The organism is Enterobacter cloacae complex sp. S3, from assembly GCF_014930495.1.
Lineage (GTDB): Bacteria > Pseudomonadota > Gammaproteobacteria > Enterobacterales > Enterobacteriaceae > Enterobacter > Enterobacter asburiae_B.
In genome coordinates, this window is the sequence record NZ_JADBRD010000009.1 from 129134 (window position 1) to 152327 (window position 23194).

General features: G+C 57.4%; 30 protein-coding genes. 16 read left to right on the top strand and 14 right to left on the bottom strand.

Translation table 11 applies throughout. The features are described 5' to 3' along the window. Window positions 1-72: 72 nt before the first annotated feature. From IM317_RS04520 to IM317_RS04545, 6 genes are all read right to left on the bottom strand, one after another. Entirely contained in the window at window positions 73-672 is a 600-nt protein-coding gene (locus IM317_RS04520) for an NAD(P)H-dependent oxidoreductase (protein WP_033145443.1), read from the bottom strand. A 73-nt stretch (window positions 673-745) separates the two neighbouring features. Further along, a complete protein-coding gene (locus IM317_RS04525; protein ID WP_023335591.1) occupies window positions 746-1339 on the bottom strand; it encodes a TetR/AcrR family transcriptional regulator in 594 nt (197 codons plus the stop codon). Between the two features lie 34 nt (window positions 1340-1373). Further along, window positions 1374-4463, bottom strand: coding sequence for an efflux RND transporter permease subunit (locus IM317_RS04530; protein WP_033145444.1), 3090 nt, complete (start codon window positions 4461-4463; stop codon window positions 1374-1376). After that, window positions 4460-5569, bottom strand: a complete 1110-nt coding sequence (locus IM317_RS04535) for an efflux RND transporter periplasmic adaptor subunit (RefSeq protein WP_033145445.1) — start codon at window positions 5567-5569, stop codon at window positions 4460-4462. The genes IM317_RS04530 and IM317_RS04535 overlap by 4 nt, the downstream gene beginning before the upstream one ends. A 74-nt stretch (window positions 5570-5643) precedes the next feature. Continuing rightward, a complete protein-coding gene (locus IM317_RS04540; RefSeq protein ID WP_033145446.1) occupies window positions 5644-6258 on the bottom strand; it encodes a TetR/AcrR family transcriptional regulator in 615 nt (204 codons plus the stop codon). Between the two features lie 208 nt (window positions 6259-6466). Further along, entirely contained in the window at window positions 6467-7261 is a 795-nt protein-coding gene (locus IM317_RS04545; RefSeq protein ID WP_033145447.1) for an SDR family oxidoreductase, read from the bottom strand. Between the two features lie 96 nt (window positions 7262-7357). Here IM317_RS04545 and IM317_RS04550 point away from each other — a divergent pair, with 96 nt between their 5' ends. Further along, window positions 7358-7726 carry a MerR family transcriptional regulator gene (locus IM317_RS04550; protein ID WP_033145448.1) on the top strand — a complete coding sequence of 123 codons (369 nt, stop codon included), beginning with the start codon at window positions 7358-7360 and terminating at the stop codon, window positions 7724-7726. Window positions 7727-7770: 44 nt separating this feature from the next. Here the strand turns inward: IM317_RS04550 and IM317_RS04555 are convergent, their stop codons facing one another. Together IM317_RS04555 and IM317_RS04560 are read right to left on the bottom strand one after the other, a co-directional pair. Next, window positions 7771-8085 carry a PTS sugar transporter subunit IIB gene (locus IM317_RS04555; protein ID WP_033145449.1) on the bottom strand — a complete coding sequence of 105 codons (315 nt, stop codon included), beginning with the start codon at window positions 8083-8085 and terminating at the stop codon, window positions 7771-7773. Window positions 8086-8198: 113 nt separating this feature from the next. Next, window positions 8199-9110: a LysR family transcriptional regulator gene (locus IM317_RS04560; RefSeq protein WP_193362466.1), complete on the bottom strand. Its 912-nt coding sequence runs from the start codon at window positions 9108-9110 to the stop codon at window positions 8199-8201. Between the two features lie 99 nt (window positions 9111-9209). On the opposite strand from IM317_RS04560, the gene IM317_RS04565 reads away from it, so the two are divergent. The 3 genes from IM317_RS04565 to IM317_RS04575 all read left to right on the top strand — a co-directional run bounded on the left by IM317_RS04565 (window position 9210) and on the right by IM317_RS04575 (window position 11645). Continuing rightward, window positions 9210-10325, top strand: a complete 1116-nt coding sequence (locus IM317_RS04565) for an alkene reductase (protein WP_033145451.1) — start codon at window positions 9210-9212, stop codon at window positions 10323-10325. Next, window positions 10322-11041, top strand: coding sequence for an SDR family oxidoreductase (locus IM317_RS04570; RefSeq protein ID WP_033145452.1), 720 nt, complete (start codon window positions 10322-10324; stop codon window positions 11039-11041). The genes IM317_RS04565 and IM317_RS04570 overlap by 4 nt, the downstream gene beginning before the upstream one ends. 64 nt (window positions 11042-11105) lie before the next feature. After that, window positions 11106-11645, top strand: coding sequence for an ester cyclase (locus IM317_RS04575; RefSeq protein ID WP_033145453.1), 540 nt, complete (start codon window positions 11106-11108; stop codon window positions 11643-11645). 39 nt (window positions 11646-11684) lie between these two features. On the opposite strand, the gene IM317_RS04580 is transcribed toward IM317_RS04575, so the two are convergent. Then, the gene (locus IM317_RS04580) at window positions 11685-12152 is read right to left on the bottom strand and encodes a DUF1348 family protein (protein WP_023311608.1); all 468 of its coding nucleotides are present in this window, start codon (window positions 12150-12152) and stop codon (window positions 11685-11687) included. Between the two features lie 103 nt (window positions 12153-12255). Here IM317_RS04580 and IM317_RS04585 point away from each other — a divergent pair, with 103 nt between their 5' ends. Continuing rightward, a complete protein-coding gene (locus IM317_RS04585; protein WP_033145454.1) occupies window positions 12256-12834 on the top strand; it encodes a TetR/AcrR family transcriptional regulator in 579 nt (192 codons plus the stop codon). 51 nt (window positions 12835-12885) lie between these two features. On the opposite strand, the gene IM317_RS04590 is transcribed toward IM317_RS04585, so the two are convergent. Then, window positions 12886-13665 (bottom strand): SDR family oxidoreductase, encoded by a 780-nt coding sequence (locus tag IM317_RS04590; protein ID WP_033145455.1) that lies wholly within the window; start codon window positions 13663-13665, stop codon window positions 12886-12888. Between the two features lie 90 nt (window positions 13666-13755). Here IM317_RS04590 and IM317_RS04595 point away from each other — a divergent pair, with 90 nt between their 5' ends. From IM317_RS04595 to IM317_RS04605, 3 genes are all read left to right on the top strand, one after another. Continuing rightward, window positions 13756-14094 (top strand): helix-turn-helix domain-containing protein, encoded by a 339-nt coding sequence (locus IM317_RS04595; protein WP_023311611.1) that lies wholly within the window; start codon window positions 13756-13758, stop codon window positions 14092-14094. A gap of 66 nt (window positions 14095-14160) precedes the next feature. After that, window positions 14161-14565, top strand: a complete 405-nt coding sequence (locus IM317_RS04600; protein WP_033145456.1) for a VOC family protein — start codon at window positions 14161-14163, stop codon at window positions 14563-14565. A gap of 18 nt (window positions 14566-14583) precedes the next feature. After that, complete coding sequence (locus IM317_RS04605) at window positions 14584-15096, top strand: GNAT family N-acetyltransferase (RefSeq protein ID WP_033145457.1); 513 nt, start codon at window positions 14584-14586, stop codon at window positions 15094-15096. On the opposite strand, the gene IM317_RS04610 is transcribed toward IM317_RS04605, so the two are convergent. Both IM317_RS04610 and IM317_RS04615 read right to left on the bottom strand, forming a co-directional pair. After that, window positions 15077-15865: a hypothetical protein gene (locus tag IM317_RS04610; protein ID WP_029740578.1), complete on the bottom strand. Its 789-nt coding sequence runs from the start codon at window positions 15863-15865 to the stop codon at window positions 15077-15079. The genes IM317_RS04605 and IM317_RS04610 overlap by 20 nt on opposite strands. A gap of 1 nt (window position 15866) precedes the next feature. Then, window positions 15867-16064, bottom strand: a complete 198-nt coding sequence (locus tag IM317_RS04615) for a hypothetical protein (protein ID WP_023311615.1) — start codon at window positions 16062-16064, stop codon at window positions 15867-15869. A gap of 256 nt (window positions 16065-16320) precedes the next feature. Between IM317_RS04615 and IM317_RS04620 the strand changes: the two genes are divergently transcribed. The 8 genes from IM317_RS04620 to IM317_RS04655 are packed head-to-tail and all read left to right on the top strand — an operon-like array spanning window position 16321 to window position 22198. Next, window positions 16321-16755 (top strand): nuclear transport factor 2 family protein, encoded by a 435-nt coding sequence (locus tag IM317_RS04620; protein ID WP_033145458.1) that lies wholly within the window; start codon window positions 16321-16323, stop codon window positions 16753-16755. Next, a complete protein-coding gene (locus IM317_RS04625) occupies window positions 16752-17471 on the top strand; it encodes an SDR family NAD(P)-dependent oxidoreductase (protein ID WP_033145459.1) in 720 nt (239 codons plus the stop codon). The genes IM317_RS04620 and IM317_RS04625 overlap by 4 nt, the downstream gene beginning before the upstream one ends. Further along, window positions 17468-18727 (top strand): NAD(P)/FAD-dependent oxidoreductase, encoded by a 1260-nt coding sequence (locus IM317_RS04630; protein WP_033145460.1) that lies wholly within the window; start codon window positions 17468-17470, stop codon window positions 18725-18727. Before IM317_RS04625 ends, IM317_RS04630 begins: the two co-directional genes overlap by 4 nt. Window position 18728: 1 nt before the next feature. After that, the gene (locus IM317_RS04635) at window positions 18729-19451 is read left to right on the top strand and encodes a DUF1365 domain-containing protein (protein ID WP_033145461.1); all 723 of its coding nucleotides are present in this window, start codon (window positions 18729-18731) and stop codon (window positions 19449-19451) included. Beyond that, complete coding sequence (locus tag IM317_RS04640) at window positions 19448-20668, top strand: cyclopropane-fatty-acyl-phospholipid synthase family protein (protein ID WP_033145462.1); 1221 nt, start codon at window positions 19448-19450, stop codon at window positions 20666-20668. Before IM317_RS04635 ends, IM317_RS04640 begins: the two co-directional genes overlap by 4 nt. Next, window positions 20665-21150, top strand: a complete 486-nt coding sequence (locus IM317_RS04645) for a DUF2878 domain-containing protein (RefSeq protein WP_032657304.1) — start codon at window positions 20665-20667, stop codon at window positions 21148-21150. Before IM317_RS04640 ends, IM317_RS04645 begins: the two co-directional genes overlap by 4 nt. After that, a complete protein-coding gene (locus IM317_RS04650; protein ID WP_033145463.1) occupies window positions 21147-21668 on the top strand; it encodes a hypothetical protein in 522 nt (173 codons plus the stop codon). Before IM317_RS04645 ends, IM317_RS04650 begins: the two co-directional genes overlap by 4 nt. Then, a complete protein-coding gene (locus tag IM317_RS04655; RefSeq protein ID WP_033145464.1) occupies window positions 21665-22198 on the top strand; it encodes a DUF3833 domain-containing protein in 534 nt (177 codons plus the stop codon). The genes IM317_RS04650 and IM317_RS04655 overlap by 4 nt, the downstream gene beginning before the upstream one ends. A gap of 41 nt (window positions 22199-22239) precedes the next feature. Here the strand turns inward: IM317_RS04655 and IM317_RS04660 are convergent, their stop codons facing one another. Further along, on the bottom strand, window positions 22240-22728 hold the full coding sequence (locus tag IM317_RS04660; protein WP_033145465.1) for a DMT family transporter: 489 nt from the start codon (window positions 22726-22728) through the stop codon (window positions 22240-22242). 4 nt (window positions 22729-22732) lie between these two features. Beyond that, window positions 22733-23167 carry a DMT family transporter gene (locus tag IM317_RS04665; RefSeq protein WP_032657293.1) on the bottom strand — a complete coding sequence of 145 codons (435 nt, stop codon included), beginning with the start codon at window positions 23165-23167 and terminating at the stop codon, window positions 22733-22735. Window positions 23168-23194: the final 27 nt, after the last annotated feature.

Consider the following 23194-nt stretch of genomic DNA (forward strand, 5'->3'; position numbering starts at 1 on the left):
GTAGGTGATAACGAGACACGCGCTTCCTTCTGGCGAAGGAGGCGCGCCTTTGCTGTGACTGGATAGCCGGGATTATTTAAGGCTCTCTAGCCCCTGCAGGAAATCCTCTACCTGCTCAGGCGTCGCCGTGTCTGCCTGGTAAAGGATATCGAGCTTAACGTTCTTCAACCCGCAGAAGCCAAACACGCCTTCGATTATCTGCGTCTGAATCGCCGTCGAATAGCCGTGTTTGTCGAATCCGGTGAGATCGCTGCCGCCTGTGGCAATCAGGCGGACGGGAACGTCGCGTAAGCTGCCCACAATCCGGCCATCGTCGGCCACCTTATACGCCCAGTTCAGGGTTAATACGCGATCGAACCAGCCTTTCAACAGCGCGGGGACCGACCACCAGTACACGGGGAAGACAAACACCAGCATATCCGCTCGCTCGACGCGCTGCTGCTCGCGCAGAATATCGTCGGGAAGGGCGCTCGTATCGCCGTGATACAAATCGAGATCGGCGCGGGTCATCGCCGGATTAAACCCTTCAGCATGCAGATCGGCGATCTCAACCTGCGTACCCTGCTCGCGTAATTTTCCGGCAATACGGGCTGCCAGCGAATGGGATAACGAATTGTCGACAGGATGAGCCGTCACGATCAGTGCGTTATTAATGGCATTTGTAGCAGACATAGCGACCTCGAATGGGTGAGAACTGACGCCTATATTACTATTGGTAACTTAGGTGTCAATCCGCCCCCAGCGATCATTTTGTGCTATTCACGTAGGTCTCCAGCACGCCGGTCATGGCGCCGCTGAGCGTATCTTCCGCCACGTTCCGGGCGAGCACGCCGTTGCCCGCGGCGGTGCTGAGCGCGTCCGCCGCGCCAATGATGGCCGTCAGTACCGCTTCTCCCTGAACGCCTTTCAGCGCAACGAACGGGGAAAGCGCGGTACGCAGGCAGTCGGCGCATTCGGCCACGCATGCCTCACGAAACGTCTGCAGCGCGTGGGATCCGGACAGCGCTGCGGCAATTGGCCCGGTTTCAGGTCCGGCACTAATGGCGCAGTCGATATAGGCGGCGCTGAAAAAGCGGATCGTCTTCTCCAGCGTTTTGCTGTCGACCGCCAGCGTCTCGCGGAACTTCGCCAGCTGCCGGTCGCTATAATCCTGGTACAGCGCCATCAGCAGCCCTTCACGATCGCCAAAGTGGTCGTAGGGGATAGGCTTGGTCACGTTGGCGCGTTCGGCCAGGTAGCCAAGGGTCAGCGCCTCCGTGCCTTGCTGACGAACGATTCCGCGCGCAACCTCCAGCAGCTGCACGCGGCGGTCCTCTTTTCTTAAGCGCTTAACAACCATGCTTTCCTCAGAAGTGTTATCTACTCATGGTAGTTTACACGTTTTCTGTTCGGTGCTGCACGCGTTGTTCCGATGGTCGGATCCGGAACCAGATCGCATACATCGCGGGCAGGAAGACGAGCGTGACGATCGTCCCGCCCAGCGTTCCGCCTATCAGCGTGTAGGCCAGCGTGCCCCAGAACACCGAATGCGTCAGGGGAATAAACGCCAGCACGGCGGCCATGGCGGTCAGCAAGACCGGGCGCGCGCGCTGGACCGTCGCTTCAACCACCGCCTGGAACGGCTCGAGGCCCTCCTTCTGGTTATGATCGATTTGACCGATCAGGATCAGCGTATTGCGCATCAGAATGCCGGAAAGGGCGATCAAGCCGACCAGCGCGTTGATGCCAAACGGCTGATTGAAAATCAACAGCACGGGCACTACGCCAATCAGCCCCAGCGGCGCGGTTAAGAACACCATCACCATCGCCGAGATTGAGCGCACCTGCAAAATGATGATCAGCAGCGTCAGGGCAATCATGATAGGGAACAGCGGGATCATGGCCTGCGTGGCTTTACCTGATTCCTCAATCGAACCCGCCATGTCTATTCGGTATCCGGCCGGCAGCGCATCAACAATCGGATTGAGCTGCTTCATGATGGCGACCGACACATCCGGTGGCTGAAGATGGTTAGCGATGTCGCCCCGCACGGTAATCGTCGGGGTGCGATCGCGGCGGCGAAGGATCGGATCTTCCATACCGATCTCAATCTTGCCGATTTGAGACAGCGGAACGCGCTGTCCCGCATTGCCGACAAGGGTGAAACCCTCGATTTTTGCCGGATCGAGACGTATGTCTCCCGCCGCGCGGCCAATAACCTCTACCGAGCGAATATCCTCCCGCACGGAGGTGACGGGCACGCCTGAGAGCAGAAACTGAAGCTGATCGGCAACGGCACTGGAGGTTAAGCCGGTCGCCTGCAGGCGGTTTTGATCGAGGGTGAAATGCAATACGGGAACGCGCGACCCCCAGTCGGTGTTGACGGTTCTCATCATCGGGCTCGCCTGAAGCACGGCTTTCACCCGGTCAGCGATGTCATGCACCTGTTCGACATCCGGCCCCGACACGCGCCAGGCAACCGGGAAGGGCGAGTACGGGCCAAACACCAGCTGCGTTACCCGCACGCGCGCTTCGGGGGCAAGGCCGTTGGCGACAGCGTCCCTCAGCCGGAGCTTGAGCGCCTCGCGCGACGTCTCGCTGTCCGTCAGGATCACGATTTTCGCAAAAGACGGGTCGGGCAGTTCAGGCGCCATCGCCAGATAAAAACGGGGTGACCCCTGACCAATATAGGCCGTGACAATTTTGGCTTCGGGCTGCTGGCCCAGCCACGCTTCGATTTTTGCGGTTGCGGCGCTGGTTTGCTCAATCGAGGTACCGTAGGGCATCTGCACCTCAACCAGCACTTCCGGGCGATCGGAGGTCGGGAAGAATTGTTTTTTAACCAGCCCCATGCCGAGCACGGCCAGGATGAAAATGGCGACCACCAACCCGGCCACCCGCCATTTTCTGGCGATAACGCGGGCCAGCAGCTGGCGAAAACGGTTATAGCGAGGCGTGTTATAGATGGCGGCCTGACCCCCTTCGACTTTCGGGATCGCCGGCAGGATCTTCACCCCAAGATAGGGCGTGAACACCACCGCGACAAACCACGAGGCAATCAGGGCGAGGCCGACGATCCAGAACATATTGCTGGTGTATTCCCCTGCGGTCGACTGGGCAAAACCATTCGGCATAAAGCCAATGGCCGTCACCAGGGTACCGGCCAGCATGGGCGCGGCGGTATGGCTCCAGGCGAAGGCCGAGGCTTTGATTCTGTCGTAACCTTCCTCCATTTTTACCACCATCATTTCGATGGCGATAATGGCATCATCAACCAGCAGGCCGAGGGCGAGGATCAGGGAGCCCAGCGTAACGCGGTCAAAGTTTATCCCCGCGGCTTCCATCACCACGAAAACGACCGCCAGCGTCAGCGGTACCGCCGCCGCAACGACAACACCCACGCGCCAGCCCATGCTGACAAAACACACCACCATGACCACAAGCAGGGCGACGAAGAATTTGATCATGAACTCATCGACCGACGAGCGAATATTCACGGACTGGTCGGTAACTTTGGTCAGGGACATGCCCAGCGGCAGGCTATCATTTATTTTTGCCGTTTCCGCATCCAGCGCTTTCCCCAGCGCCAGACCGTTCCAGCCTTCACGCATCACGATGCCCAGCAGAAGGGCGGGCTCATGCTGATTGCGTATCAGCATCGTCGGGGGATCTTCGTAGCCTCGCTCAACCGTTGCCACATCGGACAGCTTGAGCGTTTTGCCCTGAGCCACAAAAGGCGTATCGCGGATTTTCTGCAGTTCATCGAACGCGCCGTCCAGGCGGATAAAAATCTGCGCGCCTCGGGTCTCAATGGAGCCCGCCGCGGCTAAAGCGTTCTGGCTGTTGAGGGCGTTGAAAATGTCCTGGGGTGAGAGCCCTATCGTCGCCAGACGGTCGTGGGAGAAGGAGATGTAAATCCGCTCGGCCTGTTCGCCGATAATGTTCACTTTCTTCACGCCGGGAACGTGCAGGAGCTGCTGGCGCAGGCCTTCGGCATCGCGTACCAGCAGCCGCTGCGGTTCGCCTTTCGCTTTCAGGGCAAAGAGGGCAAAGGTGACATCCGAGAATTCGTCATTGATCATCGGGCCGATGACGCCCGCCGGAAGACGCTGCGATTCATCTCCGAGCTTCTTCCGCGCCTGATAGAACTCCTCCTGCACTTCGGCTGGCGGGGTCTTGTCCTGCAATGACAACGTGATAAACGCCATGCCGGGACGGGTATAGGTTTCGGTACGGTCATACCATTTGAGTTCCTGCAGGCGCTTTTCCAGCGGCTCGGCGACCTGATCCTGGATCTCCTGCGCGGTCGCGCCCGGCCAGACGGTTATCACCGTCATTTGCTTTACCGTGAAGGGCGGATCTTCCGCGCGCCCGAGCCCAAAGAAGGCGTAAATTCCGGCAATCGTGACCAGAACGATCAGAAACAGCGTGATGGAACGTTCGCGGACGGCCAGCGCCGACAGGTTGAAGCGGCTTCCGCTCATGGCGTGTTCTCCGCCAGGGCGGCATTGCGCTGCTTAGCAAGCCTGACGACCTCACCTTCGTGCAGAAGATGGGCGCCTAACGCAACAATCTTCTCACCGGGCTTCACGCCGCCCGTGATCTGCGCCGCATCTTCACCCACGCTCAGCACCCTGACGGGCGTCCATGCGACCTTTGCCGGCTGGGCGGAAATACGCCAGACGCCGGGACCTTTTCCTGCATCATAGAGTGAAGCCAGCGGGACCTGCATGACCTGACCTTCCGCTTTATTGTCCTGAACGTTCAGCGTGACGGTCGCCCCCAGCGGCGCGTTCGCCAGCAGGCCATCCAGCACGTAGCGGGCTTCATACGTGCGGGTCGCGGCATCGGCCGAATCAGACAGCAGGCGCAGCGTTGCGGTGACAGGATGTTTTTCATTGCCATACAGCGTGGCCTGCGCTTCGCTGCCGACGGCAGGGCGCAGCGTTTCCGGAAGCTGGACGAGCGCTTCACGCTGCCCGGCTCTGGCGAGCCTGATCGCCACCTGTCCGGCACTGACGACCTGGCCCGGCTCGGCGAGCGTCTCCATGACCACGCCGTCTGAATCCGCCAGCAGCACGGCATAGCCCGTGGCGTTTTGCGCCACGCTGGCCTGCGCCCGGGCGGCGCTGAGATCGGCCCTGGCCGTATCGGCCGCCGCTTTGATCTGGTCATATTCCGAGGCAGACACGGCGCCGGACGCCACAAGTCCACGATAGCGCGCCTCATCGCTGGTGGCTTTGCGCGCGCGCGCCTGGGCCGCATCCACCGCGCGCTGCTGCGCCTGAGCCTGTAACTTCAGGTCAACCGGATCCAGGCGCAGCAGGGGCTGGCCCTGTTTGACGGTCTGCCCCGTATCGACCAGCCGCTCAAGGATTTTTCCCTGAACCCTGAAACCTAAATCGCTTTGCGTTCTTGCGACCACCACGCCCGTGAAGGCGCGGGCGCTATTGTTCGCTAGCTCGACGGAGGCGGATCTGACGAGCGGTGGCTTGGTGCGCGGATCGTCACTCGCTGAAATATCACCGCAAGCCACCAGGGCAAACGGCAGGAGACAAACGGCAACGCGGGCTGAAGAGAGCCTGAGCATGGGAAACCTTTTTGACGTAACAGGACGGTATCCGCATTCTCTGACTAGTGACCAAAATTGTCAATGGTCACAAATTAGGGGGCCAGGCTTCTTAAAATCAGTGAAGAGAGAAGCACCGCCGCGGTGGGGGCCATTTCGAGGTTGTACTGTAGCTGAACGGGATTAATGTAAGGGCACATCACCATGTAGACGGCACAGGTGACTTCATCCAGCGGCGTTTTTCTTTCAAACTCGCCGGCCTGCCTGCCTTCAATAATGATGCTTTCAATCAGCTTCATCAGGCTTTCACTGTACTTTTGCGTGGAAGGCCACTGCTCCTGCGCGGCGACGGCGGCGATGTCGTATAGCTTACGGTCGTGGAAAAACAGCTCGCTTCCCGCCTCGGTGAGCGCTTTGAAAAGGCGGCGTAATTTTTCGCTTGCTGACGGCGCATCCTCGATGGCGGAAAGCACTGCCGCCATGATCAGCTCCAGGCGGTTAGCGCAGATCACCTCGCCAATAGCCTGTTTGGAATCGAAAAACTTATAAATGTAGGCCTTTGAAAAACCGATGGATTTAGCCAGTTCGGCGACGGTGGTTTTTTCATAGCCGTAGTGGCCGAAGTGCTCAAAAGCCGCTTCGACGATTTGCTCTCTGACAGCGTGGTCAAGGGGACCACGTGATGATGGGGGATTCATATTTTTAGTCATTATTTAAGCTTAGCGTGACGGGCTACGATTAACAACGAGTGACCATTTTGAGATTTGGTTACCGTCATTCATCATGCGCCGTTCAGACGGGACGATCAACCAGGTGCGGTAAGTGTATCACTGTTTTTCGTGCACTATGGCATCTATCTGCCTGCGATAAGCGAGGATTTCAGCGCAACTCCCTTGCGCTGAACAGGACTGTTTTTGCTTAGGCCGAGCGTGGACGCAATATTTTTTCAACGATGAGCACCAGACGCCTGCGCGTCACGAACCGGTGTAGCTGCCCCAGAAGCCAGTTACCGCATCCGGTAATCAGGTAGTTACGGTTGCTCTCAACGGCCTTCAACGCCAGGGTGACCACCTTGTCAGCGGGCATTCGTTTACCGACCGAGGCTTCCTCAGCATTCACCACATCAAAAAAGGCCGTATCCGTTGCGCCGGGGCAAAGCGCCAGGACGCGAATGCCCCTGGAGCGATACTCTCCCCACAACGCGTTCGAAAACGAGAGCAGGAAGGCTTTGGTTGCGCCATAAATCGCCATATAGGGATCCGGTTGCATCGCGGCCGTTGAGGCAACGTTAATAATTACCCCGGAGCCCTGCTGCAGCATTCCCGGCAGCAAGGCGTGAGTCAGCTCCACGGGGGCCATGCAGTTTACGTTTATCTCATCACGCTGCCTGTCGATGGACAGCTTTTCGAATGGCCCGTAGGTGGCGAAGCCGGCGCAATTGATCAGAATGTCGGGGACGCGTCTTAAGGTTTCAAGCCGTTCCACAATGTGCGGAATGGCTTCCGGCTTCACTAAATCCTGCACGATAATCGTGATTGAGACGCCGTGCTTTCTGACTAACTCTACGGCAAGCGCCTGCAGCTTTGGCTCGCTGCGGGCGACCAGGATCAAGGCCACGCCGCGGGCGGCGAGCTGCCGGGCAAAATCACGGCCTATGCCTGACGACGCTCCGGTAATCAGCGCTGTTTTTCCGGTATAATCAAAAGAATTCATATGTTTAATCCCGTTTCCCTAATGTATGCTGCACAGCATAAACCGTGCACTTAGGTACACGGTCAAGCGTGATTTTTACAAGGTGAGGGCGACGCGATGCGAATTGGTGAACTGTGTGCGAAAACGGGATTGTCGAAAGAGACGGTGCGTTACTATGAGCGACAGGGGCTATTAGAGAATATCTCGCAGCCCAATCGCAGCAATAACTACAAAGTCTATTCCGCCGTCGATTTACAGCGTTTAAACATGATCAAGCATGCCAAAATGCTGGGTTTTACCTTAGCCGAAATTTCAGAGGTTTTGGCTGTCTGGGTTGACGACAAATTTACCGCTGAGCAAAAACAGGCGTCTCTGCGCCACAAGCTGCAGCAGCTTGAAGAGAAAGAAGCGGCGTTAATTGAACTCAGAGCCAGGTTGAAAAACGCCCTTAATAAGGTCGGCCAGCCTTGTGTCGACACGTTTTGAACGCCGGGTGAGAGGAGGCCGCAAAACCGATGCGGCCTTATCTGTCATGCAGCCAGTTCAGGCATCTGCTCCTTCACGAAATTCAATACTTTCCTCGCGTCGAGAGAGGCATAGGGCAGGCTCTCAATAATGGCGATTGAACGCGTATTGCCCACCGTTTCTTTTATCTCATCGAGTTTGTACTGAATGTGCGGCGCGATGAGGAAACCATCGAAAGCGGGAGCGACGCTGGCGAAGTTATCCAGCCCAACAGCGCTAATCATCAGCGGATAGCCTTCGCGTTCTGCCAGAGACTGCATTTTTTTGGCGAGAGAGTTTGCGGTATTACCAAACAAACAACAGATCAGAAGCTTTTTCATATTTTGTACCTCCTGAAAACCGCACACAGAGTAGTCCTGAGGTTGTCACCGAAATGCGCGCCATCTCTTATTTTGGCGAGAAATTAACCGCAGATGCCTGACGCGATTTAATTTTACTGCTTTTTTAGCCAGTCGAGAAAAAACTGGCTAAACGCCGTGACCTGAAGCGGCTGCAGTTTGCGCTGGGGGTAAACAAGCTGCAGGCCGACATCTTTGCGATCGTATCGGCTAAAGCCGGTGAAGCTGTCGGCAAACAGTACCGTGAGCCTTCCGGTTTCAACATCGTCTTTGACGTCCCACCACGATTTCCCCGCAATGCCAGCCCCGCTGAGTGCCCACTGACGAAGCAAAGCCCCGTCGTCGCACACCATGGCTGGCTCTATGCGAACGACGCTTTCCTCGCCATCTTTTTCAAAGCGCCATTCGTTCATCACCACGCCCTGAGACTCAAGCGCCAGGCACCGGTGCTGAGCTAAATCGGCAAACGTGGAGGGAATTCCGCGTTCGTTAAGATACTCCCCGGAGGCGACCAGCACCCGATGGTTCGGGCGGATGTTTCTGACGACAAGGCTGCTGTCCGGCAGGTTGCCAAAACGCACGCTCATATCCAGCCGGTTAGCGACCAGATCCTCAACGTGTTCTCTTAACGAGATGAAAAATTTAACGTCGGGATGGCGTCGGGAGAATTCCACGACGGCGGGGCTGAGATACTGTCTGCCAAAGTCCGAGGGCGCAGAAAGGCGAATGTTGCCGCTGAGCACGCCTTCCTTTTGCGTCAGTAACGACTCGGCGTGATGCACCTCTTCCAGCACGCGCAGCGCGGCATGGTAAAACTCTTCCCCGGCGCGGGTCAGCGTGATGGATCGCGTTGAGCGGTGAAACAGGCGCGTCTGGTAACGCTCCTCAATCGCCTTCAGCCTGGCCGTCATGGTGGCGGGGGAAAGCGACAGGCGTCGCCCGGCGGCAGAAAGACCGCCAGCCTCGGCAACTTCCACCAGTAACGCCATGTCTTCGAGTTTACCCATTATTCATGTATTCCGAAAAGTGCATCTTATTTTAGCGTAATTATCAAAATCAGATGCCGACTGTAAAGTGATTTCATCTAAACCATAAGGGATGAAAACATGCAACGTACCTCACTTTTTGAACGCTACAGGCTGGGTCAGCAGGACCTGAAAAACCGTATCGTCATGGCGCCGATGACCCGCGCGCGCTCCCTTCAGCCGGGAAATATTCCCTCGGCGCTGATGGCGGAGTATTACCGGCAGCGGGCCAGCGCCGGATTAATCATCACGGAAGCCACGCAGATTTCGCCTCAGGGCCAGGGATACTCCTGGACGCCCGGCATCCATTCGCCTGAGCAGGTTTCAGGATGGCAGCTCACCACGGGCGCCGTGCATCAGGCGGGCGGGGTGATTTTTTCGCAGCTCTGGCACGTCGGGCGAATGTCGCACGCCAGCTTTCATCAGGATGGTCAGCCCGTCGCCCCGTCAGCACTGGCGCCGGACGCGCAGGTGTGGGTGGTGAATGAAAAGGGGGAAGGCCAAATGGTTGACTGTCCGCAGCCGAGAACCCTCTCGCGCAAGGACATTCACAGCATCATCGCGGACTATCGTCAGGCGGCACTGAATGCCGTTCAGGCCGGGTTTGACGGCGTGGAGGTTCACGGCGGAAACGGCTATCTGATCGACCAGTTTCTTCGTCAAACCTCCAACAAACGCACGGACGAGTACGGCGGCACGCTGGCGAACCGGATCCGCTTTGCTCAGGAGGTGCTAAGCGCCATTGCCGAGGCCATTGGCCGCGAGCGTACGGGCATTCGCCTTTCCCCGTTTATTACCCAGCGCGGGATGAACGATCCGCAGGTGACGGAAGCCATACTCGCTCTCGCGGCCTGGTGTGAACAAGAAGGGATTGCGTTCATCCACCTGGCGGAAGCCGACTGGGACGATGCGCCGCAGGTGCCTGAGCCGTTCCGACAATCGCTACGCGAGACATTTAGCGGAACCCTTATCGTCGCGGGGAACTATGACCTTGAAAAAGCGGAAAAGATCCTCGCTGCCGGCTATGCCGATTTGATTGCCTTCGGACGGCCGTTTATTGCCAACCCGGATTTACCCCACCGGCTGGCGCACCAGCTGCCTCTGGCTCAGGTGCGCGATCCCGCCACGCTGTTTGGCGGCACCGCGACGGGATATACCGATTACCCCATTTACACCCTGCAGGAGAAAACGTTATGACCCGTAAAACCTTAATTATCGGTGGCGCTTCCGGCATCGGTTTCGCCGTGGGCAGCCTGCTTGCCGGGCGCGGCGAGGAGATTATTCTCGCGGGCCGCGACGGCGCGAAGCTGGACGCTGCGCGGCAACGGCTGAGCGCCCACGCCGCGTCTGTTCATACCCTCGTGCTGGATATCAGCCGTGAGGCAGAGCTTGTCGCACTCGGTGAAACGCTGGGTGAGGTCAATAATATCGTCGTTACGGCGGGTTCACAGGCACCGGGAGGGCTTCTTTCCGGGCTGGATCTCCGCGCGGCAAGGCTGGCTTTTGATACAAAATTCTGGGGAAGCATCAATGTCGCCCGCTATCTCTGCGGGAACATCGCCCCCGGCGGTACGCTGACGTTCACCAGCGGGTTCGTGGCGCGTCGCACCGTGGCGGGCGCCATTGTTAAAACGACGATGAATGCCGCCATCGAGGCCGCGACAAAAGTGCTGGCGAAAGAGCTTTCACCGCTGCGCGTCAACGTCGTGAGTCCGGGGCTGACCGACACGGAAGCGTATGCGGGCATGGACGCCGCCGCGCGGGAAAAAATGCTCGCTGGCGCGGCGGAAACCCTGCCAGCCAAAGCCTGGGGAAGGGCGGAGGACGTGGCGCAAGGATATCTTTTCGCCATTGATAATCCCTTTGTCACCGGGTCGGTCATTGATATTGAAGGCGGGGCGTTAATTAACTGACCCTCTCTGATTTGAACCGCAGGAAATCGACTGCGGGTAATGTAATACTCTATTGAGAGATATCATGAAATATACGACGTATTTTCATTCGGCTGTAGCGGTGATTATTTTTGCAGGTCTGTCGGGCAATGCGATTTCCGCGCAGGGGGAATGGCTTCAGCCGAAACAGCTTATAGTGGACAACAGCCTGCCGCAGGCGCAATTAAAGGCGAGTGAAGCCGTTGCCAGAGAATATGCCTCGTTCTGGAACACGGGTAATGAAAACCTGGCGCGTGATGCCCTGGCGGCAGGTTTTATTGATAAAACGCCTCCGGAAGGGCGTAAGCAGGGGCCGGAAGGCGCTATTTTAGCGTCCCGCGCGTTTCGCGCGGCCGTGCCTGATTTGCGCTGTGACGTTGAGCAAATGATTATTTCAGGCGATCGCGTGGTTTCGCATTTACATTTTCACGGCACGTTCACCGGAACATTTGGCAAGCTGAAAGGACAGGGGCAGAAAATAGATTTTATCGCCACGGATATTTATGAGATTGGTGACGGTAAAATTGTGGCTAACTGGCATATTGAGGACAACCTGACGCTGATGAAACAGCTGGGCGCGCTGTAAATTCATCACTCCGGGGCGGCCCGGAGTGATGCAAAAATCCTATAAGCCAAGATCGCTCAGCGAAGGGTGATCGTCCGGACGTCTGCCCAGCGGCCAGTGGAACAGACGCTCAGAGGCTTTGATTGGCATATCGTTTACGCAGGCAAAGCGGCGCTTCATCAGTCCGTCCGGCTCAAACTCCCAGTTTTCATTGCCGTAAGAGCGGAACCAGTTGCCGGAATCATCATGCCATTCATAGGCATAGCGCACCGCGATCCGGTTCTCCGTAAATGCCCAGAGCTCTTTAATCAGACGATAGTCCAGCTCTTTTTTCCATTTCCGCTCCAGAAACGCCTGGGCTTCTTCACGGTTGGTGGCGAACTCTGCGCGGTTACGCCATTGGGTATCCAGCGTATAGGCAAGCGCAACTTTCGCCGGGTCGCGGCTGTTCCAGCCATCTTCTGCCAGTCTGACTTTTTCGATGGCGCTTTCACGAGTGAAGGGCGGTAAAGGAGGACGTGTGTTCATGGCGATTACCTCAGTGTTATATTATGTAGACAGGTCTGTCTACTTGCGGTAATCTATGCCTGTAAAATAACGCTGTCAACATTATTTTAGAGGCTACCCAAAAGTGAAAACAGAACCCGCAGACAACGATACTAAAATCAGCGTCAGAGATAAGATATTACTCACGGCGCACGATCTGTTTTATTCCACGGGCTTCAGGGCGACGGGGGTGGATACGCTGATTAAAGCGTCTAAAGTGACCAAGGTGACGTTCTATCGCCATTTCCCGAGTAAAAGCTTGCTTATTCTTGCCTATTTGAACTACCGGCATGAAATATGGATTAACTGGTTTGAGACCACGCTGCGTCGACATCTCGATCAAGGCGAAATACCTGCTGATGCGATATCCGCAACGCTTTACGAATGGTTTATTTCGCCCGAGTTCCACGGCTGCGCGTTTATTAACGCCAGCGCAGAGGCGAAATCGGAAGATATTGAAAACGAAATAAAAGAGATATGCCGCAGTCATAAATCAGAAACAAAGAAAATTATTGCCTTGCTGACGAAGAGTGCTGATGAGCGCGTCGTCAATGAAATCATGCTGCTCATTGACGGCGCAATTATTCATGCACAGATGGGTATGGATTCAGAAACGGTAAGACATGCGTTAAAAAAGGGCCTGGAGAAACTGTCCGATCGGTGATATTCCCCGGTGCTTAATCAACTCTCGCACCGAGCCGATTAAGCACCCGCGTTACACTGTGGGAATGGTGCCGCCATCAATCACAAATTCAGTACCGGTGATACTCGCAGCATGCGATGAAGCGAGGAAGACGATGAGGTTGGCCACCTCTATCGGTCTGGCAGGGCGTCCGAGCGGTATTCCACCTAGCGCCTTCATAATGATCTGCTTGCCGCCTTCGTAGTCTGTACCTGCCTGCTTTGCCAGCCTCTCCGCCAGTGCAACCGCCGCTTCAGTTTCGATCCAGCCGGGTGCAACGCGCACCACCCGAACGCCCTTCGGTGAGACTTCCTTTGAAAGGCTTTTACTGTAGGTTGAGAGGGCTGCTTTAGCCGCCGCATAACCCGTTGTTGATTCCGGTAACGGCAGCTCGCGCTGAATAGACGTCACGTGAATAATCACCCCATTTCCCTGCGCGAGCATTCCGGGAAGCAGGGCGCGATCTAAGCGTACTGCAGGCAACAAATTAAGATTGAGCTCCTGCTGCCACTCTTCTTCGCCAAGCGCAGCAAAACCGCCACCGGGTGAGGTTGAACCGCCCGCAACATGGATAATCACGTCGACGCCTCCCATCTGCTCCTGAACCGCAGATGCGACAGCGGCACATCCAGCGACCGTCGTAAGGTCAGCGGCGACGAAAGTATCTGCGACATCTACGTCCGGCTCGTGGCGCGCAGTGGTGAATACCGTTGCACCGAGCTGTTTTAAAAGTCCGACGACCGCTTTTCCGAGCCCTTTCGTGCCAGCGGTAACAAGCACGCGTTTGCCTTTAAAATCAATATCTAATGACATGACCTTGCACTCCCGTTATTTACAGTACAGGTATATTCAACATAGACTGAGAAATTGACAAGTACGCACGAAAAAGTGAGCTACTGAATTATGAGTAAGTTATATAGTCCGGAATCTGCCGCGAGCGGCGTGGAGCAAGTGTTACGGCTGCTGGAAGGCCGCTGGAAATTAATTATTCTTTTTCATCTTTTCGACGGAAAAGTGCAGCGCTACTCAGATTTCGAAAAACTGATCCCCGGTATTTCCCAGAAGATGCTGGCGCAGCAGCTCAGGCAACTTGAATCCGATGGTATCGTTTCGCGGATGGTCTACCCGCAAGTGCCACCGAAAGTGGAGTATCGCCTCACCGATTGGGGGCAGGCATTATGTCCGGCGCTTGATGCCATGCTGAAATGGGCAGAAAAGCGCGAGGCTTACGCAAGCCAGTAAACCCGGCGGCCAGCACGCTGCAATGGGATAGCGTGCCCGTATCCATTCATGCAAAGGAAACGAAAAATGAGAACACAGAAGCGATGCCTCGGCTGCGTGGCTATTGTGGTTGATGACTACGATCGCGCCATTGAATACTACACCGACAAGCTAGGGTTTACCCTCGTAGAGGATACGCCTCAACCGGGTAAACGCTGGGTGGTCGTCTCACCCAACCCGGAAAGTGACTGCAATATTTTGCTGGCTCGCGCTTCTAACGAGAGGCAGGAAAGCTTTATCGGCAATCAATGCGGCGGCAGAGTTTTCCTCTTCCTCCAGACGGACGATTTTTGGCGCGATTACCGTGCCATGAAAGACAAAGGCGTTCATTTCTGTGAAGAGCCTCGTGAGGAAGAGTACGGTACGGTAGTGGTGTTTGAAGATATTTACGGCAACCGCTGGGATCTCTACCAAAATGCCCAACACGGGTGATTACCAGGGAGACTTTCCATGACGCTTCGAATTCGACAGGCCACCCGTGCCGATGCCGCGCTATTAAGCGAGCTGGGATACCGAATCTATCCCGCCCATTTTCAGCATCTGTGGGTGTCAGACGCAGAGATGAAGGATTTTCTGGACGGCGAGTACGCGCTTTCCGTACTTGAACAGAGCCTGAAAGATAACGCTGTTTCCTGGTATGTTGCCGAGACCGTTCGGCCAGTGGGATTTATGAAAGTGACCTGGGAAGCCCTTCTCCCGGAAACGGACATGAAGGGCGTTCTCCTCAACAAGCTCTACCTCGATCCCGCCGAGACCGGCAAGAACTATGGCCAGGTGATGTTCAACAGCATCACCGACATGGCCCGGAGCAGGGCGAAAGACTATCTCTGGCTGGAAGTGCTTGAGCAGAACGCGGGAGCGTACCGGTTCTACCAGAAGCAGGGCATGCTCTGCGTTAAGAACGTCCTTTTCGAAACCGCTTCACAGCAGAGCATTCTCAGAATTATGGGGATGTCTCTTTAGGGCGAGAGCTCTCGTCGCGCTGTGCCAGCGATAGCGCGCTGGCGCTGGCGGGATCGAACAGCGAGAGGCTCTCAATCTGATTGAGTAAAATCACCTTCCGGAATGACATGGCGCTGCGGGGCTCGGAGTCGAGCGTGATGTCATGCTCCGCATACCACTTGCTGTAGTTATTCTCGATGCGAAAGTTCATCGTCTTCGCATCTCTGTACCCGCTTAACATCGGGATCAGCACGATATTGGCCGTTTTTTCATATTCCAGCGTCGCGGTGTGGATCATGCCGACGTAAATCCGCCTCGACCGCAGCGTGACCTGCGCCAGTTCCCCTTGCTCCATACACTGATACAGCAGCTGTTCAATACCGCTCGACTGCGCCAGACGTTTGTAGAGCTTTTTCCGGCTTTCGCCGTCCAGCCTGGCGCTGCCTGCCCAGTTAGAGCGGTAGAGGCAAAACAGGATGGCAAACGCCAGCATCACGACCACCGGCGCCTGAATGCCTAAAAAGCTCCAGTTCATAAAGTCGATTTGCCAGTCGGTATATTTCGGCGAGGCAAAGTGAAAAGCGTTGTTGGCTGCAGAAAGAGCGAGCAGGAGCAGCCAGAGCAGACCGGTGGCAATCACGCCCTGCAGAACGAAAATACAGCCGTACAGCGCCACAAGAAAATAGACGTCCCAGCCAAAGGAGCGCTTGATTTTAAAGCGTGTCGACAGGTCGCGGCTGGTGTACCAGTACCCGCATACCATCAGCACCATAAATATCGCCGTTCCCATATCAGGCCCTCTTCAGCATGTTGACGTGACGCAGAAAATCCTGCCGTACCTCGTTGCTTTTGTAGTTCACCGAGGCGTTCCCGTCCTGGTCGATAATGATGCGATCGCCATCTTCGACGGCTTCTATGATTTCCTGCTGGCTCATCACCTGCAGTAAGGATTCCGGGCTGGAGAAAAGGGAGAGAAAGAAACGTTTCATGCGGGCATCCTTATGAATAAAAAGGATAAGCCTGGAAGAAGACCGGTGAGTTTGCCTTAAGGATATCCTGAAAGTTAAAGCCGGGTGGCGGCTACGCCTTACCCGGGCTACAAAACCCACTCTTTTGCCTATCTATAAGTCATTGACATATATCTAAAATAAAAAATAAATCACCACAAACTTGGACAAATAACGTTAATTGTGTAAGTTTTAAGTATGCGATTACGCCACGTTGTTTACAGCCAGGATGTGACCCATGAGCACTTTGCCCTCTGTCGTGAGTCGGTTTGTTGAGTACTACGCCGCACTGGATAGCCAGCCGCCGTCCGCGCTGGTGGGGCTTTACCATTCGAATGCCACGCTTATCGATCCGTTTGGCGAGCATGACGGGATTTTCGCGCTTCAGCGCTATTTCACCCATCTGCTGGCCAACGTCGACCATTGCCGTTTTACCATCGATACGCCGCTGTGCAGCGGGAACCGGTTTGCTGTGACCTGGGTAATGCACTGGTCGCATCCGCGCATTGCCGGGGGAGAGCCGCTCGAACTGCCGGGGTGTTCGGTGGTGGATACGCAAAACGATCTCATCACGCACCAGCGCGACTACTACGATGCGGGAGAGATGATCTACGAACACCTTCCTCTGCTGGGCTGGGCGGTACGCGGCGTGAAGCGGAGGGTCAAATCATGAAAACGGTGCTGATCACCGGAGCAAGCTCGGGCATTGGCGCCGGGCTGGCGAAATCCTTTGCCGCAGACGGCTACCACGTGATTGCCTGCGGACGCGATACGGCGCGCCTCGAAGCGCTGCATCAGACCTGCCCCAATCTCACCGTTCGCCTGTTCGATATGACAGACAGGGATGCCTGTCGCCAGGCGCTGACCGGCAGCTACGCCGATCTGATTATTCTCTGCGCCGGTACCTGCGAATATCTGGATGGAGGCGTGGTGGATGCGGCGCTGGTGGAGCGGGTTATGGCGACAAATTTCCTCGGCCCGGTGAACTGTCTTGACGCGCTGCAGCCCCAGCTGACGGCTGGCAACCGCGTGGTGCTGGTGAGTTCCATGGCCCACTGGCTGCCTTTCCCACGGGCAGAGGCCTACGGCGCGTCCAAAGCGGCCCTGAGCTGGTTTGCCGAGAGTTTGCGCCTGGACTGGGAGCCAAAAGGAATTGCCGTCACGGTGGTCTCGCCGGGCTTTGTTGATACGCCGCTGACGCGCAAAAACGACTTTGCCATGCCGGGCAGGGTGAGCGTCGACGAGGCGGTCAAGGCGATCCGTACCGGGCTGGCGGCAGGGAAAATGCATATCGCGTTTCCTGACGGGTTCGGCTTTATTTTGCGGTTGCTCTCCGGGCTGCCTGCGTTTCTTCAGCGCGCGCTGCTGCGCAGGATGGTGCGTTCATGAACATTGCGATTATCGGCAGCGGCATCGCCGGGCTGACCTGCGCCTGGCGCCTGGCTGGGCACCATCAGGTGACCCTGTTTGAAGCGGGCGCCACGCCCGGCGGCCATACCGCAACGGTTGACGTCTCAACGCCACAGGGTACCTACGCGATCGATACCGGGTTTATCGTTTACAACGATCGCACCTATCCGCGCTTTATGGGCCTGCTCAGCGAGCTGGGCATCAGCGGGCAAAAAACGCAGATGAGCTTTTCGGTGCACAACCCGGCGACGGGGCTGGAGTACAACGGACACACCCTGACGTCGCTGTTTGCCCAGCGCCGAAACCTTGTGAATCCGGCATTCTGGCGGCTGCTCGGGGAGATCGTCCGCTTCAATCGTCTGGCGAAACAGGCGCTGGACGGGGAGGTGGACCCGAACGCCACGCTGCAAACGTTTCTGGAACAGCACGGCTTCACGCCGTTTTTTGCGCGCCACTACATTCTGCCGATGGGGGCCGCCATCTGGTCCTCGTCGCTGCAGGAGATGAAGCGTTTCCCGCTGCCGCTTTTCTTACGTTTCTTCCAGAACCACGGGCTGCTGGATATCACCCAGCGCCCGCAGTGGTACGTGGTGCCGGGCGGCTCGCGGGAGTATATCCGCGCCATGCTCGACAAGCTGGGCGACCGTCTGAATCTGCATCTCAATTCTCCGGTGCAGCGGGTGAGCCGCCACGAGCACGGGGTTACGCTTCAGCTTGAAAACGGCAGCCATACCTTCGATCGGGTGATTTTTGCCTGCCACTCCGCCAGCGTTCTGGCGATGCTTGATGACCCGACGCCCGCAGAGCGCGAGGTGCTGGGCGATATCGGCTGGCAGCGCAACGAGGTCGTTTTACACAGCGATCCGCGCTGGCTGCCGGAGCGGCGGCGCGCGTGGGCCAGCTGGAACTACCGCCTGAGCGCTCACGAGCAGGCCAGCGCCTGCGTCACCTACAACATGAACATCCTGCAGGGGCTGCCTGCGGGCAGTCCGCTATTCTGCGTTACCCTCAACCCGGACGCGCCGGTGGATGAACGCTTCGTTCTGCAACGCTTTGTCTATGAACATCCGCTGTTTAACCCGCAAAGCTGGCGGGCGCAGGCGCGGCGCGGCGAGATCAACGGTCATAACCGGAGCTGGTACTGCGGTGCCTGGTGGTACAACGGCTTTCATGAAGATGGCGTGCGCAGCGCGCTGGACGTGGTCAATGCGATAGCGGCCGGAGAGGGGAACTGAGATGAACAGCTGCCTCTACCACGGCGTATTACGCCACCGCCGCCTTCAGCCGAAAACCCATGAATTCAGCTACAGCGTCTTTATGGCCTGGCTGGATCTCGATGAACTGCCGCTGCTGCCGTCAGTCGGCGTGCGGCGCAATCGCTTTGCCGGCGCCTCGTTCCACGACGCGGACTATCCGCTCGGCACGCCGCTTAAAGAGAACGTGCTCAGCAGGCTGGAGAGCCTGACCGGGGAACGTCCGGACGGGCGGGTGATGCTCCTGACGCAGCTGCGCTATTTCGGCTTTCATTTCAATCCGGTCAACTTTTACTACTGCTACGACGGGAAGGGAACGCTGCGCTGGGTGCTGGCGGAGGTCCGCAACACGCCGTGGAATGAACGTCATTACTATGCCGTCAACGGACAGGATGCGAAGCCGACGGAAAAAGCGTTTCACGTTTCCCCCTTCAACCCGATGGACATGATCTACCACTGGCGCTTTAACGACCCGGATAACACCCTGCATATGCACATTGAAAATCATCAGGAAGCGAAGGTCTTTGACGCCACGCTGGCGCTGCGCCGGGAGCCTTTGACGCGCCCCGCGCTGCGCTCGCTGTTGCTGCGCATTCCGCTCATGACCCTGAAAACCGTTTTTGCCATTTACTGGCAGGCGCTGCGCCTGTGGCTCAAGCGCGTGCCGCTGTATAACCATCCCGTCAGCAGGAGTGAACGCTCATGACCGATCCCGTCTTTGCGTTAGAACCCGATATTCCGCGCAACGTCCGCATCGCACGATGGCTGCTGTTTCGTCTGTTAAGCGGTATCCGCGGCGGCTCGCTCACGCTGCGTGAAGGGGCGCAGACCTTCCATTTTGGCGAGACATCCTTCGCGCTGCACGCCGACGTGCAGATCCTCACGCCCGGCGTCTACTGGCGCGTGTTAACAGGCGGGAGCCTTGCTGCAGCAGAAGCCTGGATGGACGGCGAATGGGAAACTGCGCACCTTACGCCGCTTCTGGAGCTGCTCGCGCTCAACGGCGAGGTGCTTGGCCGTCTGGAAAACGGGTTCCGTCTGCTCGGCAGGCCGCTGGAGCGGATACGCCACTGGACGCGGCGTAACTCCCGCATGCAGGCGCGCGAAAATATTGCCGCCCATTACGATCTGGGCAATACCTTTTACGCCCATTTTCTGGATCAAGAGCTGCTCTATTCCAGCGCGCTATTTACCGCTGACGAGCAGGATCTGACGGCGGCTCAGCGGGCCAAAATGGCGCGCCTGTGTGACCAGCTGGCGCTAAGCCCGGGTGACCACCTGCTGGAAATTGGCACCGGCTGGGGCGCGATGGCGGAATACGCGGCGCGTCATTACGGCTGTCGGGTGACGACCACCACGCTGTCGCAGGAGCAATATAGCTGGGCGACAGAGCGGATCGCCCGCGCGGGGTTGCAGGATCGCGTTGAGGTACTGCTCTGCGACTATCGCGACCTCACCGGACAGTACGACAAGCTGGTCTCAATTGAGATGATTGAAGCCGTCGGGCAACGCTATCTGCCCACGTTTTTCCGCACCTGCCAGGCGCGGCTGCGCCCCGGAGGACGGATGGCGATTCAGGCCATTACCATTCAGGACCAGCGCTATCGCGACTACAGCAAAAGCGTCGATTTTATCCAGCGCTACATTTTTCCCGGCGGCTTCCTGCCGAGCATCACCGCGATGAACGAGCTGATGACGCGCCACACCGATTTCGTGGTGCGCAATCTTTTCGACATGGGCCCCGACTACGCCCGCACGCTGGCCCACTGGCGGCAGCGGTTTGTCCATGCCTGGCAGGAGATCGAAAAGCTCGGCTTCGATGAACGGTTCCGCCGCATGTGGCTGTACTACTTTGGCTACTGCGAAGCCGGGTTTAACGCTCGCACCATCAGTGTGGTGCAGCTGACCGCCGAGCGCGTATGAGACGTTACCTTCAGGTCTTCCTGCTCGCCGTCGCGTTCGATCTCTACTGGGCGCTGGTGGTGCTCTTTCGCGAACAGGGCCTGATTATCTGGCTTGCGCTGGCGATCCTGGCGTGCCTGCTCTTGCCGCCTGCTTACCGTTTTTACGCCATTGGGCTGGCCGCGGCGGGCAGTTTGCTGGATGCACTCTGGGCCCTGACCGGGCTGATTGCCTTTACGGGCGAGTCCCTGATGCCGTTATGGATGGTGGCACTATGGCTGATGTTCGCCACGGTCTGGACGCAGCTGACGCGCACCACCACGCTACCCGGCTGGCTGCTGACCCTGCTGGCCGCCGTGGGCGGGCCGGTGGCCTACCTGTTCGGCGAGCGGCTGGGGGGCATCACGTTTCTGGAGCCGACCTTTATCGTCGTGAGCTGGATGGCGCCGGGCTGGCTGGTACTGATGCTGTTTTTCCACCTGCTGATGGGGAGACAAAAATGAGATCTGTGGTTTTGCTGCTTTGGCTGACGCTGATTGTTCCTGTCGCCCAGGCCGCCGACTGGCTTGCCTGGCGGAAGGTGGGTGACGCCACGCTCACCTGGGGACCTTTCACCGTCTACACCTCCCAGCTGCGCACCCCGGACGGCCGTTACAGCCGGGACCAGGATCAGGCGCTCATTATTACCTATGCGCGCGACATCGATCGCGATGAACTGGTTGAGGCGACCCGCGACCAGTGGCAGGCGCAGGGGATACTGGCCCAGGAACCGCAAAGCGAAGCCTGGCTGCGGATGCTCCAGTCCCTTTGGCCGGATGTCCGCCCGGGCTCACAGCTGGCGTTTGTTCTCAACGAAAAGCAGGGGCAGTTCTGGTATCGCGCGTCAGCGGCGCAAACATCCTTTATTCCACTCGGACCGCGCCAGTCGGAAGCGTTCAGCACCCGTTTTCTGGCCATCTGGCTCGATCCCCGCACGCAATATCCTGAGCTGCGTCAGCAGTTAATCGGAGGCCAAAAATGAAACGTATCCTGATGATGGCGCTGGCATTCACAATGCTGCTGGCGGGCTGTAGCACTGAGGTGGCCGAGTATCGCCAGCAGCAGCCGCGGCTTGATATCTTTCACTACTTCCAGGGCAAAACCGAAGCGTGGGGGATGGTGCAGGATCGCAGCGGCAAGCAGATCCGCCGTTTCCACGTTGAGATTGCCGGAGACGTTATCGGCGATACGCTGACGCTCAACGAGCACTTCGTCTACGACGATGGCGAGAAGCAGCAGCGGGTCTGGCACATCCGGCGCGTGGGGAACGACCGCTACGAGGGAACGGCAGGGGATATTGAAGGGGTTGCCACGGGGCAGGCTGCAGGCAACGCCTTTAACTGGCATTACAGCATGAACGTGAAGGCCAACGGCAGCACCTGGCTACTGAACTTCGACGACTGGATGTATTTGCAGGATGAGACGCATCTGTTTAACAAAACCGAGATGAAGAAGCTGGGCGTCACCGTCGCCACGGTGACGCTTTTCTTTACAAAGTCGCAGGGAACGTAAAGTGACCGGAATGACCATCACTGCGGTATGTTCCCCTCACCCTAACCCTCTCCCCGAAGGGGCGAGGGGATGTCCGTGCTCGCTGAGCGGGCTTTACTGCCCGAGTAAATGAAAACAAGCGCAATCCCCAGGCAGACAATTGCCCCCAGACGGCTCGGTGAAAACGGAATGGCGGGATTGCCCAGCCAGCCAAAGTTATCAATCAACATACTCATGGCGAGCTGGCCGAATATCACCGCCACCGTGGCGACGGCGGTGCCGATGCGCTGCACCGCCACGACCATGATCACAATGTAAGGCACGCCGAACATCGCCCCGAGGAGCTGCCATTTCGGCACGTCCAGCAGCGTGACCGCCTGCTTCGGTTCAAAGAAGAAAATGAGCAGGGCGGTTACCAGCGCGCCGACGGAAAACGTCAGAAACGCGCTTTTAAATACCCCGACATTGCTGCCGAGCTGCCCGTTAATCGCGGCCTGAATGCTCAGCGTTGCGCCGCCGCAGACGGCCAGAAGAATCATTATCAGCGTCATATCATCACCCCTGCGCGACCAGAACCAGTGCCGCAATAATAAAAACCAGCGCCACGATACGTTTTGCGTTTATCTTCCTGTGCGGCGTACCCAGCAGGCCAAAGTGGTCAATGATCAGGCTTTTAAAAACCTGACCAGCCAGAATGCCAATCATCGTCAGAGCGATGCCGATGGTCGGCGTGGCGATCGTCAGAATGACCACGTAAACAGGGCCAAGCACGCCGCCGAGCAGCTGCCAGCCGGGCTGGGCGAAAAACGACGGGCTGTTACGCGGGCTGAAAAACAGCATCAGCAGAAACGTCAGCGCGGCGCCGACGCCAAAAATGCTGAACGTCGCCCATAAATCGCCCACTTCTCCCCCTAATGGCCCCAGTAGCCCCGCCTCGACGGAGAGGCCCATCCCGCCGGCAATCACCAGTAAAATCAAAACAAACTGCATTACGCTTCCTCCGTTTTCAGGAGAAGA